A 22,546-nucleotide genomic window follows, 5' to 3' on the forward strand; every position below is an offset into this window, starting at 1 on the left:
GCGCCGCCCGGCGGCAGCGGCGGGCCGCGGCGGCCGGGCGCGCGCCGCGGGCCCGCCGGGGCGGGGTGGTGGAGGTGCGGGTCGGACACCCCGGCGGGGTGCGCGGTGCGGTCATGGCTGCTGACTCCTCGTGCGGCGAGTCGCGGGACGGGGCTGGACGGACGGGGCTGGGCGGCCGGGGCTGGGCGGCCCGCTCAGGGAAGGGGCTGCCCGGCGCGGAGCGGCAGCTCGGGCAGCGACTGCGCGGGCCGCAGCGTCTCGAAGGCGACGCGCCCGGCGGCGTCCACGCGGACGCCGTGGACGGCGGGCTCGGGCAGGTTGTTGTAGTGGAACGGGGTGCTGAAGTAGTAGGCGCCGGTGTCGGGCAGCACCACCAGGTCGCCGGGTTCCAGCGGCGGCAGCGGGCGGTCCCGGGCCAGCAGGTCGCCGGCGAAGCAGGCCGGCCCCGCGACGTCCTGCCGCACGGGTCGTCCCCGCTTGGCGGCGCCCGCGGCGTCGTGCGCCTCGACGCGCAGCGGCCAGGCGTCGGGGGCGAACACGGTGCGCGTGGCGACGTGCACGCCCGCGTGCGTGACGGCGATCGGGCGGCCGCCCGCGCTCTTGGTGTACTCCACGTACGCGGCCATGAAGCCGTTCTTGGCCAGCACCGACCGCCCGAACTCGGTGACGATGGCGTACTCGCCGCCGAACAGCGCGGGCGCGTGCTCGCGCAGTCGGTCCGCGAACGCGTCGAAGGTCGGGGTGACCTCGTCGCTCGCGAAGTTCACGGGCAGGCCCCCGCCGATGTCGACGCCGGTCACCTGGCGCCGGCCGAGGGTGCGGTTGACCTCCTCGGCGAAGTCCACACCCTCCGCGACACCGCGGGCCATCAGGTCGATCGGGCAGCCCTGGGAGCCGACGTGGGTGTGCACCCGGGTCAGCCAGGGGCGGTCCCGGTAGGCGTCCAGCAGTTGCCGCCGCGCGCCGGAGTCCGCCAGGGGGACACCGAACTTCGAGTGCCGGGTCGCCGTGCTCATCGCGGCGATGGACCCGCCGCCGACCTGCGGGTTCACCCGCACCCCGAGCCGCGACCGGGAGGGCCGGGCGGCGAGGATCCGGTCGATCCTGGACAGCTCCTGGAAGTTGTCGACGTTGACGGCGACGCCCAGGTCGAGCGCCCACTCCAGCTCGGCCCAGGTCTTGGCCGGGGAGTCGAAGACGATGTGCTCGGGCGGGAAACCGGCCTCCACGGCCCGGGCGAGCTCGCCCGCGGTGGCGACCTCGCAGCCCATGCCGTTGCGCCGCAGCTCGGCCAGGACCGGGACCAGGCAGTTGGCCTTGGCGGCGAAGGCGTGCAGGACGCTCGGGGACGAGGGGAACGCGCGGTGCAGGGCCGCGGTGGTCCCGGCGACGCCGTCGAGGTCGACGAAGCCGGCCAGCACGGCCCGCTCGGGGTGCAGCAGTCCCTGGTGGACGGCCGCCCGCAGGATGTGCTCCCGCCGGTCGGCCGGACGTGAGAGGTCGGTCATGGCGTGCCTTCCGGTTGCCGTGTCGCTCGCGCCGCCCGGCCGCGCCGGGCGTGCCACCAGGCTGCCCGGGCACCGGCGGGGGCGTCTTCGTGGCACGCGCAGAAACGGGCGCCGCCGTACGGTGCGGCGGGGCGGCGGCGACCGGGGCGGGGCCGCCGCCGTTGTGCGCGGCGACGAAGGGCCCCGGCCCGGTTCGTCGCCGCGGACAGGCGCTCAGCCGCCGTGGGCGAGCAGCCGCACCTGGAGGTGGGCGAGCAGCCTCGCCTCGGGGTCCTTCAGGTCGAGCCCGGACAGCTCGGTGATCCGGCGGATCCGGTACCGCAGGCTGTTGGGGTGCACCCCGAGCGCCCGGGCCGCGGCGGGCACGTCGCCGAAGTGGTCCAGGTAGGCGCGCAGGGTCTCCACCAGGGTTCCGCCGTGCTCGGCTTCGGCCGCGGCCAGCCGGGCCACCGGGGTGGGCGCGGGCAGGGCGACGTCCGCGAGGGCGTCCATGATCTGCGCCATGGCCACCGCCTCGGCCACGTCGCGGGTCCTGGCGACCGCGCGGGTCTGCCCCGGCGCGAGCAGCGCCGCCAGGGCCTGCTCGGCCGACCGGCGGGAGGCGGGCAGCTCCGCGAGGCCCGCCACCACGTCCCCCAGGGCGATCCGCACCCGCCCGCCGGGCGCCGCGACGTCCCCGGCCAGGGCCGTGCCGAGCCGGGTGACCTGCTCCTCGGCCCGGCGCGCGTCCTCGTCCAGCGCGCCGAGCACCACCAGGGCCCGGCCGCCGACGAGCACCACCACGGCGCGGTGCCGCTGGGCCTCGCAGTGCAGCGCCAGCCTGCCGCGCAGCCGCTCGAGGGCGTCCGCTCCCTGGTCCCGGCCCGGGTGCACCGCGAGCACCGCGCAGTGGCCGCGCAGCGGGAGCGCGGCCCGCTCGGCCAGGACCTGCGCGGGCCCGCGCCCCTCCAGCAGGGCTCGGGCCGCGTCCTCCGCGGCGCGCCCGGCCGCGGCGCGGGTGCGGTGGTGGAGCAGATGGGCGGCGGCGGCCCTGGCGGCCGCGCGCAGGGAGTCGGCGGCGTCCGGGGCGAGCGGCTCGCGGCCCGCGGCGACCCAGATGGAGCCCAGCGCCTCGCCGCCCGCCCGTACCGCCGCCACCAGGCGCTCGGGGTTCTCGCCCTGCGCGGGCCGGTACAGCACGTCGCCCGCCGCCCACAGGGCCTGGAAGAACCCGGCCTCGCGCATCGCGGCCACCCGCCACGGCGGGACGCGGCGGCCGAGGATGGTCAGCCGGCGCAGCTCGTCCACGTCCTCCTCCGTGGAGGAGTGGGCCAGCACCCGGGACTCGGTGTCCTCGATCGTCACCGAGCCGCCGACCAGCGCCGCCACCGCGTCGGCCAGCCCGTTGAGGTCGCCGAGCGCCACATCGGCGACCGCCGGGTCCTGCGGCGCGCCCAGCGAGGCCAGGCCCGCCCGCAGCACGCCCACCAGACGCGCCCACGGGCACCACGGCGTGCGCAGCAGCACCGCGGTGCCGGCCTCCTCGGCGGCGGAGCGCAGCACCGGGCCCGGCCGGCCGGAGGCGCCGGGACCGAAGACCACGGCGGGGGTCCCGGCGGCGCCCGCGCGCCGCACGACGTCGAGGGCGACGGCCGACTCGTGGTCGACGCCGACCGCGAGCAGCAGCTCCCCCGGTGTCGTCCCCGGCTCCTGCGGGTCCAGCACGGCGACCCCCGCGACCGCCGCCGTCAGGCCCCGCGGGGCGACGCACAGCTCCACCGCGCCCGCGCCCACCACGGACAGCAGGCGTTCCAGCGTCACCCGCACCCCGCCGTCCGACCCCCACCCGCCCCACTGGCTCGACTCCATCGGCCCTCCCCCTGCCCCCGCGCGCCGCCCCTCGGCGCGGCAACGTGTGCCGCGGCTCAGCGTAGGGGCGGCGCCGGAGCCGCACGTGATGATCCGCAATCACCTGTGCGTCTGACGAATGGAGTCCTCACGCCGGGCCGCCGGGAAAAGGTGTGCGGGGCGCGGCTCACGCCGCGCCCCGCATCGCGTCACAGCGGGTACCGCCCCGCGGTCACTCGGCGACCTCGTGGTCGTGGTCGTCGTGCAGACCGCCGCCGCTGCCCTCGTCGCCCTCCGTGGGAACCGTCTCCACCGGCCTGGTCAGCGAGCTCAGGTCGTGCGCGTAGGTGCCGACCCCGTTGGCGATGACGTCGATGTTGGCGTCGAACGCCTTCATGTCGATGTTGGTGAGCGTGTCGCAGGCCAGGTGGTAGCAGGCGTCGTACGCGACACCGGCCTTCCCGCCGAACTTCGCCGCCTGCGCCTCGGTCTTGATGCCCTCCGCGCCGGTGAAGGTGCCGCCGGACGGGATACCGACCGCGATGAACGGCCCGTAGTCGGAGCGGCCGGTGAAGTCGGTGCCCTCGTGCGGCAGGCCCCTGCGGTCCATGAAGTCGGTGATGTCCCGCTCCAGTTGGGCCGAGCCCTCGGGTCCCGGGCCCTCGCCGACGGCGTCGGAGTCGTCGCCGTCGTAGACGAACAGGCCGTGGTTGGGCGAGGCGATCATGTCGAAGTTGAGGTAGAGCTTGATCTGCGCCTTCTGCGCGTCCGTCAGCTTGGCGACGTAGTCTTCGGAGCCGAGCAGGCCCAGCTCCTCCGCCGACCACCAGGCGAAGCGGACCTTGTTGGCGGGCTGCCGGTGCGTCTCGGCCAGCTCCAGGGCGACCTCTAGCAGGCCGGCCGAGCCGGAGCCGTTGTCGTTGATGCCGGGCCCGGCCGTCACCGAGTCCAGGTGGGCGCCGAGCATCACGGTGTTGCCCGGGTCGCCGCCCCTGGTCTCCGCGATGACGTTGTCGGTCTCGCGCTCCTCCCGCAACTGGCGGATCTCCAGGGAGACCTTCACCTCGCCCTTGGCGGCCTCGGCGGCCAGTGCCTCACCGTCGGCCTGGGTGACGCCGCCGGTCGGGACGCGTCCGGCCGCCGGGTCGCCGAGGGTGCCGCTGAGCGCGCCCGGGACGTTGTTGTAGATGATCGCGCCGACCGCTCCGGCGTCGGCCGCCGCGGCCTGCTTGACGGCGAAGGTGCAGCCGCCGCGCTTGATCAGCGCTATGGAGCCGGTGTAGGTCCCGGCCGTGTAGTCGGCGGCCTCGCAGCCCGGGGTCGCGTCGGACCCGGCGGGCACGGCGGCCAGCGGGGCGGTGATGCCGCCGACGGGTGTGCTCGTGGTGTACGACATGGCGCTGACCGTGACGTCGCGCGGGGAGGGCGCCACCACCGACAGCTTCTGCGCCAGCGTCTCGATGTACGTGAAGGTGAAGGTCTGGTACGAGACGTCGTACCCGGCGCGTTCGAGCCGGCTGTGGACGTACCGGGCCGAGGCGTCGTGCCCGGGTGAACCGGCGGCGCGGTGGCCGCCGTTGGCGTCCGCTATCGCCTGGAACTTCCTCAGGTGGCGGTGCGCGTCTTGGGCGTCGGACCTGTACACCAGCTCACGGGCCAGTTTCGCCGCTTCCTTCGCCGGGTCGCGGTGGTCGCCGTTCGCGGTGGCGGGTGACGCCGCGGTGAACAGCAACGGTGCGGTGAGAGCGGTGGCGGCGAGACCGGCCACGGCTCTGCGAGACAGAACGCTCACAGGGATCCTTCCTGCGCGAACAGATTGAAGGGAAGCTAGCGACACCTGATCGGTTTGGGAACACTCGTTCCCTGTGTTGCGATCGCTCCCGGCTGTTTTGACCAGGTCGAGGTTGTCGCCGCGTCGGATCCCCCCTGCGCAGGGCTGCGCACCGGCCGGGACGGCCGGGCTACGCCGGACCGGGCTCCGGCCCGCCGCCGCGGCCGAGATCCACGCCCGCCCGCCGGAGGGCCTGCCTGGCCTCCTCCGCGTGGCCGCCGCGGGCGATCACGTCGTAGCGGGTGGCGGCCAGGCTGCGCACGGAGGAGAAGTCCCGTCGCCCGCCGGTGGCCGCGTGCCCGACGAAGCCGAACACCGCGCCCCACACCGCGCCGATCAGCACACCGCCGAGGATCAGCCCGATCCAGGTCGCGCCGGAGGTGAAGAGACCCACCAGCAGTCCGATGAACAGGCCGAACCAGGCGCCGCTCGCGGCTCCCGCCGCCGTCGCGCGCCGGACGGTCATCCGGCCGGTGACGTGCTCGACGAGCCGCAGGTCAGAGCCGACGATGTCGAGGTGCTCCACCGGGTACCGGTCGTCGGCCAGCCGGTCCACCGCCGCCTGGGCCTCCTCGTAGGTGTCGTAGCCGGCCACGGTGTTCCACGCCGCGGTGACCGCGTTGAAGGAACCGGGTCCTGTCTGGGACATCGTCCGTCCTTTCCGGGGGCGTGACGGCGGTCCGGCCCGGGGCCGTGCCGTCGTGGGAGCCGGAGCGCCGGAGCGCGGGGGCGTCCGCCGGGCCCGTCTCCCGGGCCGCGCGGCGCGCGCACGGTGGGTGCGCGTGATCTCCTCTTGTGCCCGGTCCCGGCCACGCGGGCCGGCACCGCGGCGGGGGCGGCCCGGGCGCGGGCGGACGGCGGGGCCGTCGGCGCGGGGGCGGGCGCCTCCTCCGTCTCATTGTCCCACCGGCCCGCCGGGGCCGCACCGGACGGCGGACGCGCCCCGCCCCGCCCGGGCGCCCGGGGGGAGCGGCGCGAGGACCACTCCCCGCTCGGTGCCGGGCGGGGACGGCCACCGGGCGGCGCCTGGGCGGGCCGCCCGGTGGGAGCCCCGTCACCGCGCCGCGCTGTCGTCCTCCGGCGGCGGGCCGCCGCCCGCGGTGAGCGCGTCCACGATGCCCGCGAAGTCCAGGGCCAGCGGGCTGGGGCGGTGGCGGGGCCAGGCGACCGCGATGCGCAGCGGCTCCACGTCGGTGATACGGCGCCACGTCAGCTCCGGGTGGGCGTAGTAGCCCGCCATGGACTCGGTGCCGATGCAGACGGCCGCGCCCGCGGCGACGTGCTCGAGCATCTCCTCGACGTTGTCGTTCTCCGGCCCCCACACCGGCGCCGACCCGTCCGGCCTGGGGTTGACCGCCCACCAGTCCACCCACCGCGGCGGCGCCTTGCGCGTCCACATCAGCGGCTCGTCGCGCAGGTCCATGATGCCGACCTCCTCCCGCGCGGCCAGGGGGTGGGAGGCGGCCACGGCCACCCAGCGGGGCTCCTCCGCGACGATCCGGGAGCGCAGCCCGGTCAGGTCCGCGGGCAGCCAGACGAAGGCGACGTCGGCCAGGCCCTGCCGCAGCGCCTCGGCCTCACCGCCCCAGTCGAACCGCTTCGGCTCCACCCTGACGTCCGGGTGCCGCTCGGCGAAGGCGGCCCGCGCGCGCCTGCCGAGCGCGCCCGCGCCCGTCGCCACGAAGCCGATCCGCAGCAGCCGCAGACGCGCCGCCTGAGCGGTCCGCGCCTCACGCATGGCCTCCTGCCATTCCTGGAGCATCCGGCGCGCCGCGGGCAGCAGGGCTTCCCCGGCCGCGGTCAGCCGCACCTCCCTGCTGGTCCGCTCGAACAGCCGGACGCCCAGTTCGCTCTCCAGCCGCTGGATCTGGCGGCTCAGCGACGGCTGGGTGACGAACAGCAGCCTCGCCGCCCGGGTGAAGCTCAACTGCTCGGCGACGGTGACGTAGTAGCGTAGGACCCGGGTGTCCACGTCCAATGCCCGGCCTCCTTCGGTGCGGTCCGACATCCATGCCCGCGACGCATGGGCGCAAGCATTGGACCTCATCCGCGGCGGCCGAATCCAATGAGGGTGCGCGCGGCAGCGCGCTCCGGGGCGCGGCCGGACCGGCCGCGCCGTGTTTCGTCACAGAGGGGAACCACGGGATGCGACGACCGTACGGGCAGGGCGCCTCCACCCGCCGCGGAGTGCTGCGGGCGGGCGCGGCGGGGCTTGCGGCCGGGGTGGTCACGGCGCCGCGGGCCGCGGCGGAGGAGCCCGACTCCGCGGCGGGGCGGCGGGCGCGGGGCGGGCCGCTGCGGGACAAGGTGGTGCTGATCACGGGCGCCACGTCGGGCATCGGCGAGGCCGCGGCGCGGGAGGCCGCGAGCCAGGGGGCGCGGGTCTTCTTCTGCGGGCGCCGGGCCGGGCTCGGGCGGCGGGTGGAGGCCGAGATCCGCGCGGCGGGCGGCGACGCCACCTACGTGCGCGCCGACGTCCGGGTGGAGGGCGACGTCAGGGCGTTCGTGGCGGCCTGCGTGGAGCGGCACGGGCGCATCGACGTGGCGTTCAACAACGCCGGGGTGGAGAGCCCGCGGGCGGCGCGGCTGCACGAGCAGTCGCTGCGGGACATGGAGGAGGTGTGGCGGACGAACGCCGCGGGGGTGTTCCTGGCCATGAAGTACGAGATCCCGCGGATGCTGGCCCAGAAGGGCGGCGTGATCGTGAACACGGCCTCGATCTCCGCGGAGACCGGGTTCGCCACGATCGCCCCCTACAACGCGAGCAAGCACGCGGTGGCGTCGCTGACGAAGGTCGCGGCGCTGGAGTACGCCCCGGACGGGATCCGGGTGACCGCGTTCGCGCCCGGCGCGGTGGACACCCCGATGCTGCGGCGCGCCGCCGAGGCGTTCGGCCTGACCTACGAGGAGATCGCCCGCACCTACCCGATCGGGCGGATCGTGCGGGCGGAGGAGATGGCACGGGTGATGCTCTGGCTGGGCTCCCCGGACGCCGCTCCGCTGGTGGGCACCGACGTGGACGTCTCCGGCGGCTATCTGACGGGGTGACGGCGGCCCCTTCCCGGGGGGCCGGACCGGTCCCGCGGCGGTCCTCGCGCCGGGGCGTGCCCGCCTCGCCCCGGCGCGCGACCGGGCACAGGGATCCGCGCTCTCCGGCACCCCCGGTTCACCGGACCGAGCGACTTCGGCGGTGGCCTGCCGCCCGCGTGACGCCTTCCTTGCTTGACTGGGAGCCGTCCCCTGGACGCGCCCCGTCACGGACCCGGTGGCGGCCCCGCACCGCGCGGTCCGCCTCCCCTCGGGAGACAGGAACCCTTGACCCACCACGCCGACGACCCGTCATCACACGAAGCGGAGGTGAATATTCCGCTCAGCGGTGTCCCGGCGACCGCCCTCTGGGCGCTCCACCACCGCTCCCTCGAACTGCCCGACCCCATGGCCGAGCGGGTGGCGCGGCGGCTCGCCGCCCCGCTGGGCTCGACCATGGGGCGCCGCACGGCGCTGATGGCGCACTACTTCGCCGAGCGGGCCAGGCTGTTCGACCGGCAGATCACCGCGTTCCTGGAGCGCTCCCCCGACGCCACCGTGGTCGCCCTCGGCGAGGGCCTGGAGACCCAGTTCTGGCGCGTGGACAACGGACGGCTGACCTGGCTCACCGTGGACCTGCCCGACGTGGTCGCGCTGCGCCGCTCGGTGCTGCCCCACGGCGGGCGGCAGCGCACCGTCGCCGCCTCCGCGCTCGACCCGCGGTGGATGGAGGAGGTCGAGCCGGGCCGCCCCGTGCTGATCGTCGCGCAGGGCCTGCTGCCGTACCTCAGGCCCCGCGAGGTGACCGGCCTGATCGACACGCTCGCCCAGCGGTTCCCCGGCGGCTCCCTCATCTTCGACACGCCGCCGCGCTGGTTCACCGGCCTGGCCCGCCTCGGCCTGCTGCGGTGCGGCGGGTTCCGGCTGCCGCCGATGTACTTCGGCATGTCCCCCGCGGGCCTGAACCGGCTCCGGCCCGTCCGGCCGCGGCTGAGCGGGCTGCGGTACCTGCCCGTGGAGCGGTGGCCCGGCGGATTCGGCCCCGCCATGCGTCACGGACACCGCGTCCCCTTGGCCCGCCGCCTGCTACCGGCCACCGTGTGGGCGGACTTCGCCGTCCCCCGCGCCCGGCCGCTGCCGTAGCGCGGGCCCGGTGCGCGTCGGCGCCGAGCGGGTCGTTCGGCAACCCGGAGGGGGTGGTGCGGCACCTGCGCCCCGAGCCGGTGGTGTCCGTCGCGGGTCCGGCAGGTCCGCCCGGCCCGCGTCTCGGGCGGAGGCGGGGGCGGGGCGGCCCTGACGCGCCCCCGCAATGAGCGCGGCTCCTGTCCGGATCACACCCCTGAGCGACCGGTCGGCGCCCCGCCCCGGACGTGGTCGGCCGCATCCGTAGCCGTTCCGGTTGCGGCATGTGAGTCATGTACATGAACGAGAGTGCGCCTGTCGAGATTCCCCCTCCGCCCGCGAGCCTCCACCATCCCCCTCACCCGCCCCCGCCGGCACGCCGCCCTGCCACTCCTCCGCCTCCCACCCAGGCAGAAACCGCCAGTCAACCCGGGCAGTCTCGGCCAATTCCCCTCGGCCGTCCGCCCACACGCCGCAACCCGCTCAAAAACCAACACCATGCAACGACTCCCTTAACCCCCACCCCTCATGTTCCGACATATGAACACTGATCATGTACACGTCTGTTGACGCGTTCAGAGCGACCACCTAGCGTCCCAATAGAAAGCGCTTGCTCCAGTGGGGCCCGCGCCGTTTCCCAGGACTCCCCCTGCCCGCCGGGCCGCCCCCGCCTCTCGCACCCGCATGCCCGGAACCGCCACAGAAAGGGCCACCGCCATGCGCTTGCTCTCCCCGCACCGTGGAGCCGCCCGCCCCGGCGCCGCGCGTGTCGCCCTGACGGCCGCGGCAGCGGTCGCCGCACTGATCGGCAGCGTCTCCGCCGCCCCCGCCGCCGCGCCCGCCCCCGCTGCCCCGCCCCAGGCCCTGGCCACCGCGGACGGCTTCGCCGGGGTCAACGCCCTCGGGCAGAACGGCACCACCGGCGGCGCCGGTGGCCAGACCGTCACCGCCACCACCACCGCGCAGTTCCTCGACTACATCTCCCGCCCGGAACCCCTGATCGTGCAGGTCAGCGGCACCATCACGCTGCCGACCGGCACCACGGACGGCATGCACCGGGTGGCCTCGGACAAGACGATCATCGGGGTCGGCTCCGGCGCCCGGCTGACCGGGGGCGGTCTGAACATCGGCCTGCCCGTGGACGACGACGTCACCTCGCCGCCGGCGAACGCCGTGCACAACGTCATCATCCGCAACCTGTCGATCGACGGCGCCACGGACGACCTGATCAATGTCCAGATGTTCTCCCACCACATCTGGATCGACCACAACGACTTCTCCAACGGCGACGACGGCGCCGTGGACATCAAGCGCGGCTCGGACTTCGTCACCGTCTCCTGGAACCGCTTCCACGACCACGACAAGACACTGCTGCTCGGCCACGACGACGACAACGCCGCCCAGGACCGCGGGCGGCTGCGCGTGACGTACCACCACAACTACTTCGACGGCTCCGACCAGCGCAATCCGCGGGTCCGCTTCGCCGAGCCGGTGCACGTCTACAACAACTACTACCGGGACAACAGCTACGGCGTGGCGTCCACCATGGACGCCGGGGTGGTGCTCGAGGGCAACTACTTCTTCAGCGTCAACAACCCGGCGCGGGTGGACTTCAGCGGTGACCTGGGCCGCCTGGTCTCCCGCGACAACACCCTCGTCGAGTGCAACCACGCCGTCGAGACCCGCGGCTCGGTGACCCAGCCGAGCACGTACTACTCCTACACCCTGCACCGCTCGGCCGAGGTGCCCAACGTCGTCCCCGCCGGTGCCGGCGTCGGCAGGATCTGAGACCCGGGAACGCGCCCCGGCCCGCCCGCCCGGGCGCGTGAGCCCGCCCGCACAGCACCGCAGTCACGTCCCACCCCCACCCACCCCGGAAAGGACGGAGAGCCCCATGCGCAGGACGAGCGCACGACTGACCGTGCTCAGCGCCGTGAGCGCCGCCGCCACCGTGCTGGCCCTCACCGCCACGACCACCGCGAACGGCGCCCCGGCGGAGCCCGCGGGCGACGTCGCCGCCGCGGCCACCCCCATCGGATTCGGCGCGGGCACCACGGGAGGCGCGGGCGGCAGCACCGTCACCGTCAGCGACGCCTCCGCCTTCCGCACCGCCGTGCAGAGCAGCTCCCCGACGATCGTGCGGGTCAACGGCACCATCAGCCTGAGCAGCATGACCAAGGTCGCCGCCAACAAGACCATCGTCGGTGTCGGCACCGCCGGCCGGATCAGCGGCAGCGGGCTGAACGTCAGCGGGGTCAGCAACGTCATCATCCAGAACCTGAGGTTCACCGGCTCCAACGACGACGCGATCAACGTGGAGAACTCCACGAGGGTGTGGATCGACCACAACGACATCTCCGGCGCCAACGACGGCGGCGTGGACATCAAACGGGGCGCGACGAACATCACCGTGTCGTGGAACCACGCCCACAACCAGACCAAGAACATGCTGCTGGGCCACTCGGACGGCAACTCCGGCCAGGACACCGGCAAGCTGAAGGTGACCTACCACCACAACTGGTTCGACGGCACCGCCGAGCGCAACCCGCGCGTCCGCTTCGGCGACCCCGTGCACGTGCTGAACAACTACTTCTCCAACAACGCGACCTACGGTGTGGCCTCCACGATGAACGGCGGGGTGCTGGTGGAGGGCAACCACTTCGAGAACGTCGCCCACCCGTGCTACTCGGCCAGCGGCTACGCCGACTCCGACCCCGGCCGCCTGGTGCAGCGCAACAACCTCTTCACCAACTCCGGCACCTGCGAGACCAACGGCAGCGTGGCGGGCATCCCGTACGGCTACACCGCCGACGCCGCCTCCGGGGTGAAGGCGGCGGTGACGGCGGGCGCGGGCGTCGGCAAGATCTGACGCCGCCCGACCGCCGCAACCGCACGGCACGCCGCCGGGGCGGGACCGCGGGGCCGCCGGGCCCGCGGTCCCGCCCCGGCGGCCGACCGCGCGCGGACCCCGGCCGCCTCGGCCGCCCGGTCCGGGCCCGCGGGGCCGGAGGCCGGGTCCACCCGTACGGGCCGATTCGCCGGGCGCCGCGGGTGATACGTAGCGGAGCGGCCATACCCGGTGGCCGACGATTCCGCGAACGGAGTGGCGCACGTGAGCTATCTGGGCTACCCCCGCCTGCACTTCTCCGGGACCTTCGTCAGCGACCCCTCCACCGTCAACAACACCCCGGAGCACTACGACAACGACGCCTTCCACCCGCGCTTCCAGCGGCCGGGGCCGGGCAACGGGGACTGGAACCCGCGGGGCGGCGCCTCCTTCCGGCTGGAGGACTGCGCGGTCACCAGCGTCATCCGCGCGGACGGCACGGTGGTGACGTCCCCGGCGCTGGATCCGCTGGTGGGCGGGGCGCTGATCGACGACGGGCAGCGGGTCAGCGCCAAGATCCAGGACCTGGACCCGATGCAGCAGGGGGTCTCCCAGATCTGGGGGCTGCGGCTGGCGCTGTCCGACAGCGCGGGGCGCCGGGTGCTGTCCGGCGACTTCGCGCCCGCCTCGTTCGACGACCTGTGGCAGCGGTCGCCCGCGCCCGGGGGCCTGGAGCGGTTCTCCGCCGCCTTCCAGTCCGTGATCACCCTGCGGCCCCGCCCCGCCGACGGGTCCTCGCCGTCGCCGTTCGCCGCCGAGCTGCTCGCCGCGGCCGGGGGCGGCGAGGTGTCGATCCGGTTCACCCTGGACGGGTACCAGCCCGACGCGGACTCGCCCCGGTTCACCACCGGCCGCGTCGTCGGCTCGCTCGGCCCGGCCGCCCCGGGCGAGCCCCGCCACTTCGTCGCGGCCCGGCGGCTGCGCTCCACCCGCGCGGGGCTGACCGACGCGCCCTGCCGCCTCGACGAGCGGCACCTGCTCCACATCGACCTGGGCAACAGCGTCCCGACCCGCAGCCCCGGCGGTCCCCCCGCCGACCTCGGCCCCGTCCTGGTGGCGCTGCTGCCGCCGGGCGGCGGGGAGCCCGAGGTGCTCGGGGAGCTCGGCCCCGTGGACGCCGACTTCCTCACCACCTTCGCGGGCATCGCCACCGTGCGGCTCCCCGACGACCGGGCGGAGCGCGGCAGGCTCGCCCTGACCGGCCCGGGCGGGCGGATCCTGCTGGCGGAGAGCGCCGACGCCGGCCTGGTCCGGGCGGACGTGAGCGTCTTCCGCCTCCAGCCGCCCGTCGCCGAGGGCCGGGGCCCGCGGGTGCGCTTCCACGCCACCCGGTTCGGGCGGCCCGCCCCCGGCGTGACGATCACCTTCGACAACGCCTCGCTGCGGGCCGAGCGCAGGCACTCGGACGACCCGTCGCTGGTCGAGCCGCCCCTCCCCGCGGACGCCCCCGGCGGGTTGCTGCCGGTGCCGCCGGTGACCACCGACGACGCCGGTCTGGCCACCGTCCGGCTCGCGGCCACCGACCCGGGCAACCCGCGCCGGTTCATCGACGGCCGCATCCACACCCTCGACTACGGCCGCCGCTTCACCGGCGACGGCGGCGGCGCCCTCACCGTCACCGACGGCCAGCTCAACGTGCTGGTGTGGAACGAGTACCGGGCGCCGGAGGAGCCCGCGTGGATCCCCGACATCCAGCCGATCCTCCAGCAGTACGCCAACCTGTACCCCGTCATGCGCGGCGTGCTCGACATGTCCGACTACCACCAGGTGGTCCGGTACCGGGACCGGCTGCGGTACGTGCTGTCGGAGCCGATGGAGTCGCCCGCGCACATGCCGGTGACCCGCGACCTGTCGCCCGCCAAGCGGGACGCCGTCCTGGCGTGGCTGGACCGGCCGCGGCCCCGGTTCCTGGCCATCAGGGACGCCGCCGACCTGCGCCGCGTCCTCCAGCTCGCGCTGCGTCTCGAGCACGCCACCATCCCGCCGTACCTGTACGCCCTGTTCTCGCTCAAGCCCGGGCGCAACAGGGAGGTCGCCGACATCATCCGCTCCGTGGTGCTCCAGGAGATGCTGCACATGGCGCTGGTGGCCAACGTGCTGACGGCCGTCGACGGCAGGCCGCGGGTCGGCCGGCCCGGCTTCGTGCCCCAGTACCCCACGCAACTGCCCGCGGGAGTGCTGCCCGGCCTGGTCGTGCGGCTGCGCCGGTGCTCGCCCGCGCACGTGCGGGAGGTGTTCATGGGCATCGAGAAGCCCGACCGGCCGCTCACCAGGGCGCGGGCCCGCTACCGGGAGCCGGTCCGCCCCGAGGGCATCGAGCTGGACGGGCGCGGCGACGTCGTCGCCTACCGGTGCCCGGACGCGGGCCGGGACGCGCCGCCCCCGGCCGAGGCCACCGCGCCGGCGGACCTCGCCGACCAGTTGTACGCGCCGCTGCGCACGTTCTTCGAGGAGGCGGTGTTCGAGGAGTTCACCATCGGGTGGTTCTACCGGGAGATCGCCGACGCCATCGCCCGGCTGGGCGACGGGGTGTTCACCGGCGCGGACCGGCCGCAGGTGGTGGAGTGGCCGGGCACGCCGCCCGGCAACCTGTTCCGGGTGAAGGACGTCGGCACCGCGCAGAGCGCGCTGTACGAGATCGTCCACCAGGGCGAGGGGACCGTCAACGACCCGAACACCGGCGGGGAGCCGGCGCACTACTACCGCTTCCAGCAGATCGTGAAGGGCCGGCGGCTGATCGAGAAGGACGGGGCCTGGGTGTTCGAGGGCGAGCCCGTCCCCTTCGACCCGGACGGCGTGCACCCGCTGGTGGACGACCCCGACACCTCCGCGCTGCCCGCCGACTCCCCCGGCCGCGCCGCCGCGCGGCGCTGCGACCGGATCTACGGGGAGCTGCTCAGCGCCCTGGACCGGGTGTTCGGCGGCGATCCGGCGCACCTCCAGGAGGCGGTGTCGCTGATGCACTCGGTGCAGGTCAGGGCCAAGGAGCTGGTCCGCCACCCGTCGGCGCCCGGGGCCCAGACGGTGCTGGGGCCGAGCTTCCAGGTGTAGGCGGGCCCGGATCCGGCGGGTTCACGGGGTGCCGGCGGCGGGCCGCGGCTCCGGCGCGAACTCCGGGTCCGGCTCCGCGTTCGGCTCCCGCAGGGTGCGCAGCAGGAGCCAGCCCGCCGCGGGCAGCGCGATCAGCGGCGCCAGGGCGGCGCGCAGGGACACGGCGTCGGCGAGGGCGCCGATGAGCGGTCCCGCCAGGCCCCCGGCGCTGACGGCCAGGCCCAGCGTGACGCCGCCCGCGGTGCCCACCCGCCGGGGCAGGTAGTCCTGGCCGAGGGTGATCTGGAGGGAGAAGGGCACGTACAGGCCGGCCGAGGTGAGGGCGACGCACGGGTGCAGCAGCGGGCCGGGCACCAGCACCACCCCGGCCACGGCCAGCCCGGTCAGCGCGTAGGACCACCGCACGACGGGCAGGCGGCCGAAGCGGGCGGCGAGCCTGCCCCCGGCCACGGTGCCCGCCGCGCCGCCGAGGTACAGCAGGAACAGCGCGGCCGTGCCCGAGGTCTCCCCTCCGCCGGTGCGCTGCCGCGCGTACAGGGCGACGAACGCGCTCAGGCCGGTGAAGACGATCGAGCGGCACACCACGGCGCCGGTCAGCCGGGCGAAGGACGCCCAGTCGTCCCGGCCCCGGACCGGGCCCGCGTCGCCCGGCCCAGGACCGGCCGCCCCGGTGGCCGCGACGCGCCGCAGCGCCACCGCGCACAGCACCGCCCCGGCGAGCGCGGGCACGCCGAGCAGCGGGGAGGCGCCCAGGCCGCCCGTCGCGACGACGGCGGCGACCAGCAGCGGCGCCGCGGCGAAGCCGAGGTTGCCGCCGAGGGCGAAGACGCCCATCGCGGTGTGGCTGCCCCCGGCCGCCCGGCGCGCCACCCGGGCGGCCTCCGGGTGGTAGGCGGCGACGCCGATCCCGGAGACGGCGACGGCCGCCAGGGTGAGGGCGTAGGAGCCGCCGACGCCGGCCAGGGCCACCCCGGCGCCGCACAGCAGCGTGCTCGCCGGCAGCAGCCACGGCAGCGGCCACCGGTCGGTGAGGGCGCCGAACAGCGGCTGCACCACCGAGGACAGCAGGGAGGCGGCCAGCACCACACCGGAGGCGGCGGCGTAGGTGTAGGCGCGCTCGGAGACGAAGTACGGGACCAGCGCGGCGACCGCGCCCTGGTACACGTCCACGCAGGCGTGGCCCAGGGACAGCAGGGCGACGGGCCGGTTCGGGGTTTTCCTGTTCGTCGGCACCCCGTCATCGTCGCCACGGCACCATCTGGCGCGCTTCCGTTAAAGTGCCAATGCATGCCGGACATCCGCCACACCCCCGAGGCGCCCACCCGCATCCGGGCGCTGGCCCCCGGGGAGACCATCGACGCGCACCGCCACGACGACCACCAGATCGTCTACGCGGGCTCCGGTGTGGTGGCCGTCACCACCGAGGCGGGCACCTGGTTCGCCCCCGGCACCCGGGCCATCTGGGTGCCCGCGGGGTGCGCGCACGCCCACCGCGCCCACGGCCGCATCGAGCTGCACCTGCTGGGCCTGCCCGCCGACACCAACCCGCTCGGCCTGGACGCCCCCACCGTGCTGACCGTCAGCCCGCTGCTGCGCGAGCTGATCCTCGCCCGCACCCGGGCCCCGCGGGACGACACCCCGCAGGGGCGGCGCCTGCGCGCGGTCCTCCTGGACCAGCTCCGCGCCTCGCCGCAGCAGCCCGTCCAGTTGCCCGCGCCCGCCGACCCCCGCCTGGCGGCCGTGTGCGGGCTGCTGCACCGCGACCCCGCGGACCCGCGTCCGCTGGCCGCCCTGGCGTCCGCCGCGGGGGCGAGCGAGCGCACCGTCAGCCGCCTGTTCCGCCGGGAGCTGGGCATGACGTTCCCGCAGTGGCGCACCCAGTTGCGCCTGTACCACGCCCTGCGGATGCTCGCGGAGGACGTGCCGGTGACGGCGGTGGCGCACCGCTGCGGCTGGGCCTCCACCAGCGCGTTCATCGACGTCTTCCGCCGCGCGTTCGGGCACACCCCGGGCGCCCACCGCGGCCGCCCGGGAGCCGCGCCGGGCGCCGCCGGAGCTGATCGGTCGAATCCGTGGGATTCCGTTGGGATGTGACGGTCGGTTGCGTCGGATCCATTGACGGGGCGCGGGGCCGCTCCTACGGTCAACGCGGCTGCTTCATGCGTCGTATACGAGACGCGGTATGCGACGGCCGGAGCCGCCCGGGACACCGGACGCCGCGCCGAGCGGGCGCCGGGCGGACACGTCGAGAACGGGAGGCCCCATGCGCCGGGCCCTGGCCACCGTCACCCTGCCGGCCCGCGCGCTGCTCGCGCCGGGCGCGGGCGCCGCGCCCAAGGTGATCCGGGTGGTGGGGGACATCGAGGGGCACGAGGCCGACGACGGCACCCCGCTCGGCGAGCAGGACTACGCGCCCGGCTACGACCTGAGGACGGCACGGACTTCGTCACGGTCTCAGGCAGCCGCTTCGCCGACCGCGACAAGGCCATGCTCATCGGCTCCGGCGACGGCAGGGGCGACCGCCCCCACGGCCCCGCACGGCCCCTTGTGAGAGAGGACCCGGCCCCATGAACAGGCGCACGTTCGTCTCCCTCGCCCCGCTGTCGTCCGTGCTGCTCCCCGCCGCCCCGGCGCTCGCCGCCTCCCCCGGCTCCGGCCCCGCCCCTGTCCCGACCCCGGGGACCGCGGCGGGCGGCGGGCTGGTCGAGCGGGTGCTCCCCGCCTTCCACCAGCAGTTGAAGGACGAGCTCACGTTCCCGCTGGCCTGGGGGAACTCCCCCGTCCGGGACTCCGCCGCCTGGCGGCGCGCGGCCCGCGCCCGGGTCGAGGAGGCGCTCCTCCAGCCGCGCGACACCACGCCGTTCCGGCCGCGGACGCTGGAGGAGCACCGCACCGACCGGTACCGCCGCAGGACCGTGGAGTTCGCCCTCAGCCGCTTCGGCAGGGCCCGCGGCCTGCTGCTGCTCCCCCACGGCAGGCCGCCGTTCCCCGCGGTGCTGCTGCTGCACGACCACGGCTCGAAGTTCGACATCGGCAAGGAGAAGCTGATCGAGCCGTGGTCGGACGAGGCCCGTATCGCCTCGGCGCGCGCCTGGGCGGCGAAGCACTTCGACGGCGCGTTCGTCGGGGACGAGCTGGCGGCGCGGGGCTACGCGGTGCTCGCCGTGGACGCGCTCGGCTGGGGCGACCGGGGCCCGCTCACCTACGAGGACCAGCAGGCACTGGCCGCCAACTTCTACAACCTGGGCTCCTCCATGGCCGGGCTCATGGCCCTGGAGGACGTGCGCGCGGCGGCGTTCCTGGCCTCGCTGCCCGAGGTGGACCGCACCCGGGTGGCCGCGTTCGGCTTCTCCATGGGCGCCTACCGCGCCTGGCTGACCGCCGCCCTGTCGCGGCGGGTCCGGGCGGCGGTGGCGGTGTGCTGGATGACCACGCTCAAGGAGATGATGGTTCCCGGCAACAACACCCTGCGCGGCCAGTCGGCGTTCCACATGCTGCACCCGGGCCTGTACCGCCACCTGGACATCCCGGACATCGCCTCCCTGGCCGCCCCGCGCCCCATGATGTTCCACGCGGGCGCCCTGGACGGCCTCTTCCCCCCGGCGGGCGTGCAGGCCGCGTACGCGAAGCTGCGCGCGGTGTGGGAGTCGCAGGGGGCGGGCGACCGGCTGACCACCAGGCTCTGGCCCGACCGCGGCCATGTGTTCACGGCCGACATGCAGGCGGAGACGTTCGAGTGGCTGGACCGCGGCCTCGGGAGGTGAGGCCGCGGGGCGGGCCGGCCCGCCCCGCGGCCGCCGTCAGGACGAGCCGCCGCAGGGCGGTCACCGGCGCGCTTCGGGGAACTCGACGGTGATCCGGGTGAAGCCCAGGGAGCGCAGCAGGTTCTCCAGCATCTGGCGGGTGTTGCGCTCCGCCCTGGGCACCAGGTCGCTCTCCTTCGCCGCCTCGTCGATGTGCCACACGGCCAGGCGGTGCACCTCCCGCTCGTCGTTGGGGTTGTCCGAGAACACGTCACCGAAACGGTCGAGCACCCCGCGCTGCTTGTTGACCGCGTAGGAGCGGTCCACGTCCAGGGTGGCCCCGTCGAGCGAGGCGCGGGGCAGCCGGACGGTGACGCCCCTGCGGTCCTCGGTGACGGTGACGGCGTCCCGGCCGAGCCCGCCGAGGTCCACCGACGCCTCCACGGTGCCCGCGCCCACGAACAGGGTGCGCTTGCCCTTGATGGCGTCCGGCACGTACCGGGTGTCCTTCTCCAGGTCCACCACCACCTGGAACTCGCCGGCCGCCGCCTCGTACCGGCTCATGTCCCGGATCGACTTCAGCAGCGCCGGGCCCGTGCGGTCCTTGGTCTCGGTGCGGAACGGGTTGTCCGGCCACAGGTCGAGCCGCCCGGCCACCAGGAGCAGCGCGAGCAGCGCGGCGAGGGCGGCGGCGAGCGAGGCCCACAGCGGCATGCGGCGGCGCTCGCGGCGCCGCCACGGCCGCCACGGCAGGTGGGGCCGGTACGTTCCGTGGCCGCGCTCCGGGTCGGGTCGGTCCGGGTCGGGTCGGTCCGGGTACGGTCGCTCCGGGTCGGGTCGGTCCTGGTCAGGTCCCGCGGGCGGGGTCTGGGGGGCGGCCGACGCGGATCGGCGTGGATGTGTCATGCGTCTGCACCTCCGCGGGGTGCGGTCGGGTCCCTTCCCTCGGGCGCCTTCCCGCTGTTCCCCCGCCCATGGGCCCCTCCTGGCGGGTTCACCGCCTTGGGAGGGGCCGCCGGGTGACGCGGGGTCAGGCGCCGGCGCCGCCCTCCGGGGCCGGGTCGGCGCCCACCTGGATGCCGATGACGCAGGTGTCGTCGTCGGTGTCGGACCTGCTGTGGGTCAGCAGCCGGTCCAGGCGCTGGTCCAGGGAGGAGGTGGGGCGCTGCGCGGTGGCGATCAGGTGGGTGAGGGACTCGTGCACGGAGCTGTCCCTGCGCTCCACCAGGCCGTCGGTGTACATCAGCAGGGTGTCGCCCTCCTCCAGGCGCAGGTCGCCCTCCTGGTAGCCGGCCTCGGGGTGGGCGCCGAGGAGGAGCCCTTCCAGCAGGGGCAGTTCGCGGGCGCCGGTGCCGCGGATCAGGATCGGCGGCAGGTGGCCCGCCCTGGCCCAGCGCAGGTCGCGGGTGTCCGGGTCGTACAGGCCGCACACCGCGGTGGCGGTGACCTGCTCGGTCAGGTGGTGCGCGACGACGTTGAGCCAGGACAGGAGCTGGGCCGGGCCCGCGCCGGTGACGGCGAGGCCGCGCAGGGCGTTGCGCAGCACCACCATCGAGGTGGCGGCCTCGATGCCGTGGCCCGCCACGTCGCCGACGCACAGCAGTACCTTGCCGGACGGCAGGATGACCGTGTCGTACCAGTCGCCGCCGACCAGGTGCTCCGCCTCCGCCGGGCGGTACCGCACGGCGGTGCGCAGCCCGGGCACGGACAGCGGCGCCCGGGCGGGCGGCATGATGGCGTGCTGGAGCTGGAGGGCGAGGCGGCTGCGCTCGGCGGCCTGCGCCTCGGTGTGGGCGAGCTGGTCGCGGGTGGCGGCCAGGGCCACCTCCGTCCAGTGCTGGGACGATATGTCCTGGTAGGCGCCGCGCACGGCGAGCAGCCTGCCGTCGGCGTCCAGGACGGGTTCGGCGACGACCCGCATGTGGCGGGTGACGCCGTCGGGCCGCTGGAGGCGGAAGGCACTTGAGGCGGGGCGCCGCTGGTGCAGCACCGCGCGCAGGAACCGGCCGATGGCCACCGCGTCGTCCGGGTGGGCGTGCGCGGGCAGCTCCTCCAGGGGGACGGGGGTCGCGGTGGACGACCGCCCGTACAGGGCGAACAACTGGGTGTTCCAGGTGATCTCGCCGGTGACGGTGTTCTCCTCGAAGCCGCCGATGCGGCCCAGGCGCTGGGCGTGCTGGAGCAGGCTGGCCAACCGGGCGGCCTCGTCCTCGACCCGCCATATCAGCAGCACGCCGTCGCCGTGGCGGCTGATGCTGATGTCGCCGACGGCGGTCAGCGGCACCTCGTCCACCAGGGCGGTCAGGGTCATCCGCCGGGCGGAGAACCGCTCGCCGGTGGCGTAGACCCGCTCGACCCGCTCGTACAGGCCGCCGCTGCCCGCCGCCAGCGGGTACGCCTCCAGCAGCAGCGCGCCCTGCACGGCGGAGCGGGTGCGGCCCGCCGGGTCGATGAAGCAACTGTTGACGTGGTGGATGAGGAAGTCCGTCAGCTCACCGGCGGCGTCGCGGCACGGCCGCAGCACCAGGGCCGGGTCGTACAGGCCCTCGGCGAGGTCGACCAGCTCGGCCACGTCGGCGAACGGCGACCTCGGGGCGGGGGCCTCGGGCTCGGTGCCGTCCGGCAGGAACTGGAGGGTGTGCCCGCACAGCTCGGCCAGGGCGTGGAGCTGGCGCTGGATCTGCGGCGGCTGGGGCTCGCGCCGCCCCGGCCAGCAGATCTCCAGCACGCCGAGGACGCGCCCGCCCGCGGTCGCGGGGACGGCGGCCCTGGCGCCCTCGGGGAACTCCAGTCGGCCCATGGTGGGCGGCTCCGCGTCCGACAGGGTCTCGAACCACACCAGGTGCAGGGAGGTCAGCGCCCGGCGGGCGACGGTGGCGACGCCCGGCGGCACATACCGCCAGCGGCCCGCCTCCTCGACGCTGAACCCGGCGCTGCCGGACAGGGCGAGGGAGCCGTCGCCGCGGACGGCCCACACGGCGACCGCGGCGGCGCCGAGCGGGCCGAGCGCGTTGTGCAGCAGGGACTCGGCGACGGCCTGGGTGTCGTCGGCGGCCAGGGCGCCGCTCTCCGCGGTGCGCAGCCGCACCGCCGTGGAGGAGCGCCCGTCCCCGGCGGGCACTCCCGCGTCCGCGGGCACGCCCGGGACGTGGGCGGCCTCGGCCAGCGGGTCGTCGGCCGCCTTGTTGACGATGTCCGCGGCCAGCTCGAGCTGGGTGACGCCGGCCTGCTCGGCGAGCGAGGCCAGGTGCTCGGCCGCCTGGGCGGGGCCGCAGCGCAGCCGCTCGACGAGCATGCCCTTGGCGAGCTCGATCAGGGCGCGGCCGTCGGCGGCGGCGTGGGCGGCCCGCACCTCGCGGCGCAGCCGCTCCACGGTCGCGGCGAGCCGGCTCACCGCGGAGGCCGGGTCGCCGGCGGCCGGGTCCTGGGCGGGCCCGGCGGCCCGCTCGGCCTCCGCGGCCGCCGCGGGGATGGGGAGCCCGTCGGACCTGCTGGGGCCCTGGGGCCTGGCGGACGTGCTCATGGTGCCGCTGACTCCTGGTGGGGGTGG

Annotated in this window: 16 protein-coding genes; 8 read left to right on the top strand and 8 right to left on the bottom strand. The window is 75.6% G+C overall.

Going from position 1 to position 22,546, the window contains the following annotated elements; translation table 11 throughout:
- Nucleotides 1-194: 194 nt before the first annotated feature.
- The 5 genes from ACYVO2_RS12235 to ACYVO2_RS12255 form a co-directional block, all read right to left on the bottom strand.
- A complete protein-coding gene (locus ACYVO2_RS12235) occupies nucleotides 195-1,508 on the bottom strand; it encodes a type III PLP-dependent enzyme domain-containing protein (protein WP_461007740.1) in 1,314 nt (437 codons plus the stop codon).
- A gap of 213 nt (nucleotides 1,509-1,721) precedes the next feature.
- On the bottom strand, nucleotides 1,722-3,356 hold the full coding sequence (locus tag ACYVO2_RS12240; RefSeq protein ID WP_461007741.1) for a PucR family transcriptional regulator: 1,635 nt from the start codon (nucleotides 3,354-3,356) through the stop codon (nucleotides 1,722-1,724).
- Between the two features lie 211 nt (nucleotides 3,357-3,567).
- Entirely contained in the window at nucleotides 3,568-5,127 is a 1,560-nt protein-coding gene (locus ACYVO2_RS12245) for a M28 family metallopeptidase (RefSeq protein WP_461007742.1), read from the bottom strand.
- 169 nt (nucleotides 5,128-5,296) lie between these two features.
- Nucleotides 5,297-5,815 carry a YflT domain-containing protein gene (locus ACYVO2_RS12250; RefSeq protein ID WP_461007743.1) on the bottom strand — a complete coding sequence of 173 codons (519 nt, stop codon included), beginning with the start codon at nucleotides 5,813-5,815 and terminating at the stop codon, nucleotides 5,297-5,299.
- 405 nt (nucleotides 5,816-6,220) lie between these two features.
- The gene (locus tag ACYVO2_RS12255) at nucleotides 6,221-7,138 is read right to left on the bottom strand and encodes a LysR family transcriptional regulator (protein WP_461007865.1); all 918 of its coding nucleotides are present in this window, start codon (nucleotides 7,136-7,138) and stop codon (nucleotides 6,221-6,223) included.
- 173 nt (nucleotides 7,139-7,311) lie between these two features.
- On the opposite strand from ACYVO2_RS12255, the gene ACYVO2_RS12260 reads away from it, so the two are divergent.
- The 5 genes from ACYVO2_RS12260 (at nucleotide 7,312) to ACYVO2_RS12280 (ending at nucleotide 15,253) form a co-directional block, all read left to right on the top strand.
- On the top strand, nucleotides 7,312-8,214 hold the full coding sequence (locus ACYVO2_RS12260; RefSeq protein WP_461007744.1) for an SDR family NAD(P)-dependent oxidoreductase: 903 nt from the start codon (nucleotides 7,312-7,314) through the stop codon (nucleotides 8,212-8,214).
- A gap of 309 nt (nucleotides 8,215-8,523) precedes the next feature.
- Nucleotides 8,524-9,336, top strand: a complete 813-nt coding sequence (locus ACYVO2_RS12265) for a class I SAM-dependent methyltransferase (protein ID WP_461007745.1) — start codon at nucleotides 8,524-8,526, stop codon at nucleotides 9,334-9,336.
- A 696-nt stretch (nucleotides 9,337-10,032) separates the two neighbouring features.
- Nucleotides 10,033-11,103, top strand: a complete 1,071-nt coding sequence (locus tag ACYVO2_RS12270) for a pectate lyase family protein (protein ID WP_461007746.1) — start codon at nucleotides 10,033-10,035, stop codon at nucleotides 11,101-11,103.
- Between the two features lie 106 nt (nucleotides 11,104-11,209).
- On the top strand, nucleotides 11,210-12,184 hold the full coding sequence (locus ACYVO2_RS12275) for a pectate lyase family protein (protein ID WP_461007747.1): 975 nt from the start codon (nucleotides 11,210-11,212) through the stop codon (nucleotides 12,182-12,184).
- A 210-nt stretch (nucleotides 12,185-12,394) separates the two neighbouring features.
- Complete coding sequence (locus ACYVO2_RS12280) at nucleotides 12,395-15,253, top strand: ferritin-like domain-containing protein (protein WP_461007748.1); 2,859 nt, start codon at nucleotides 12,395-12,397, stop codon at nucleotides 15,251-15,253.
- A 21-nt stretch (nucleotides 15,254-15,274) separates the two neighbouring features.
- Here ACYVO2_RS12280 and ACYVO2_RS12285 read toward each other — a convergent pair whose 3' ends face one another.
- Nucleotides 15,275-16,486 (bottom strand): MFS transporter, encoded by a 1,212-nt coding sequence (locus ACYVO2_RS12285; RefSeq protein WP_461007749.1) that lies wholly within the window; start codon nucleotides 16,484-16,486, stop codon nucleotides 15,275-15,277.
- Nucleotides 16,487-16,540: 54 nt separating this feature from the next.
- On the opposite strand from ACYVO2_RS12285, the gene ACYVO2_RS12290 reads away from it, so the two are divergent.
- From ACYVO2_RS12290 to ACYVO2_RS12300, 3 genes are all read left to right on the top strand, one after another.
- A complete protein-coding gene (locus ACYVO2_RS12290) occupies nucleotides 16,541-17,347 on the top strand; it encodes an AraC family transcriptional regulator (protein WP_461007750.1) in 807 nt (268 codons plus the stop codon).
- Nucleotides 17,348-17,516: 169 nt separating this feature from the next.
- On the top strand, nucleotides 17,517-17,804 hold the full coding sequence (locus tag ACYVO2_RS12295; protein WP_461007751.1) for a hypothetical protein: 288 nt from the start codon (nucleotides 17,517-17,519) through the stop codon (nucleotides 17,802-17,804).
- A 16-nt stretch (nucleotides 17,805-17,820) separates the two neighbouring features.
- Nucleotides 17,821-19,017 (top strand): dienelactone hydrolase family protein, encoded by a 1,197-nt coding sequence (locus ACYVO2_RS12300; protein WP_461007752.1) that lies wholly within the window; start codon nucleotides 17,821-17,823, stop codon nucleotides 19,015-19,017.
- Between the two features lie 60 nt (nucleotides 19,018-19,077).
- Here the strand turns inward: ACYVO2_RS12300 and ACYVO2_RS12305 are convergent, their stop codons facing one another.
- Both ACYVO2_RS12305 and ACYVO2_RS12310 read right to left on the bottom strand, forming a co-directional pair.
- Nucleotides 19,078-19,710 (bottom strand): DUF4230 domain-containing protein, encoded by a 633-nt coding sequence (locus ACYVO2_RS12305; RefSeq protein WP_461007866.1) that lies wholly within the window; start codon nucleotides 19,708-19,710, stop codon nucleotides 19,078-19,080.
- Between the two features lie 316 nt (nucleotides 19,711-20,026).
- Nucleotides 20,027-22,519, bottom strand: coding sequence for a SpoIIE family protein phosphatase (locus tag ACYVO2_RS12310; protein WP_461007753.1), 2,493 nt, complete (start codon nucleotides 22,517-22,519; stop codon nucleotides 20,027-20,029).
- Nucleotides 22,520-22,546 lie beyond the last annotated feature (27 nt).

This window comes from Streptomyces capparidis (genome assembly GCF_054782095.1).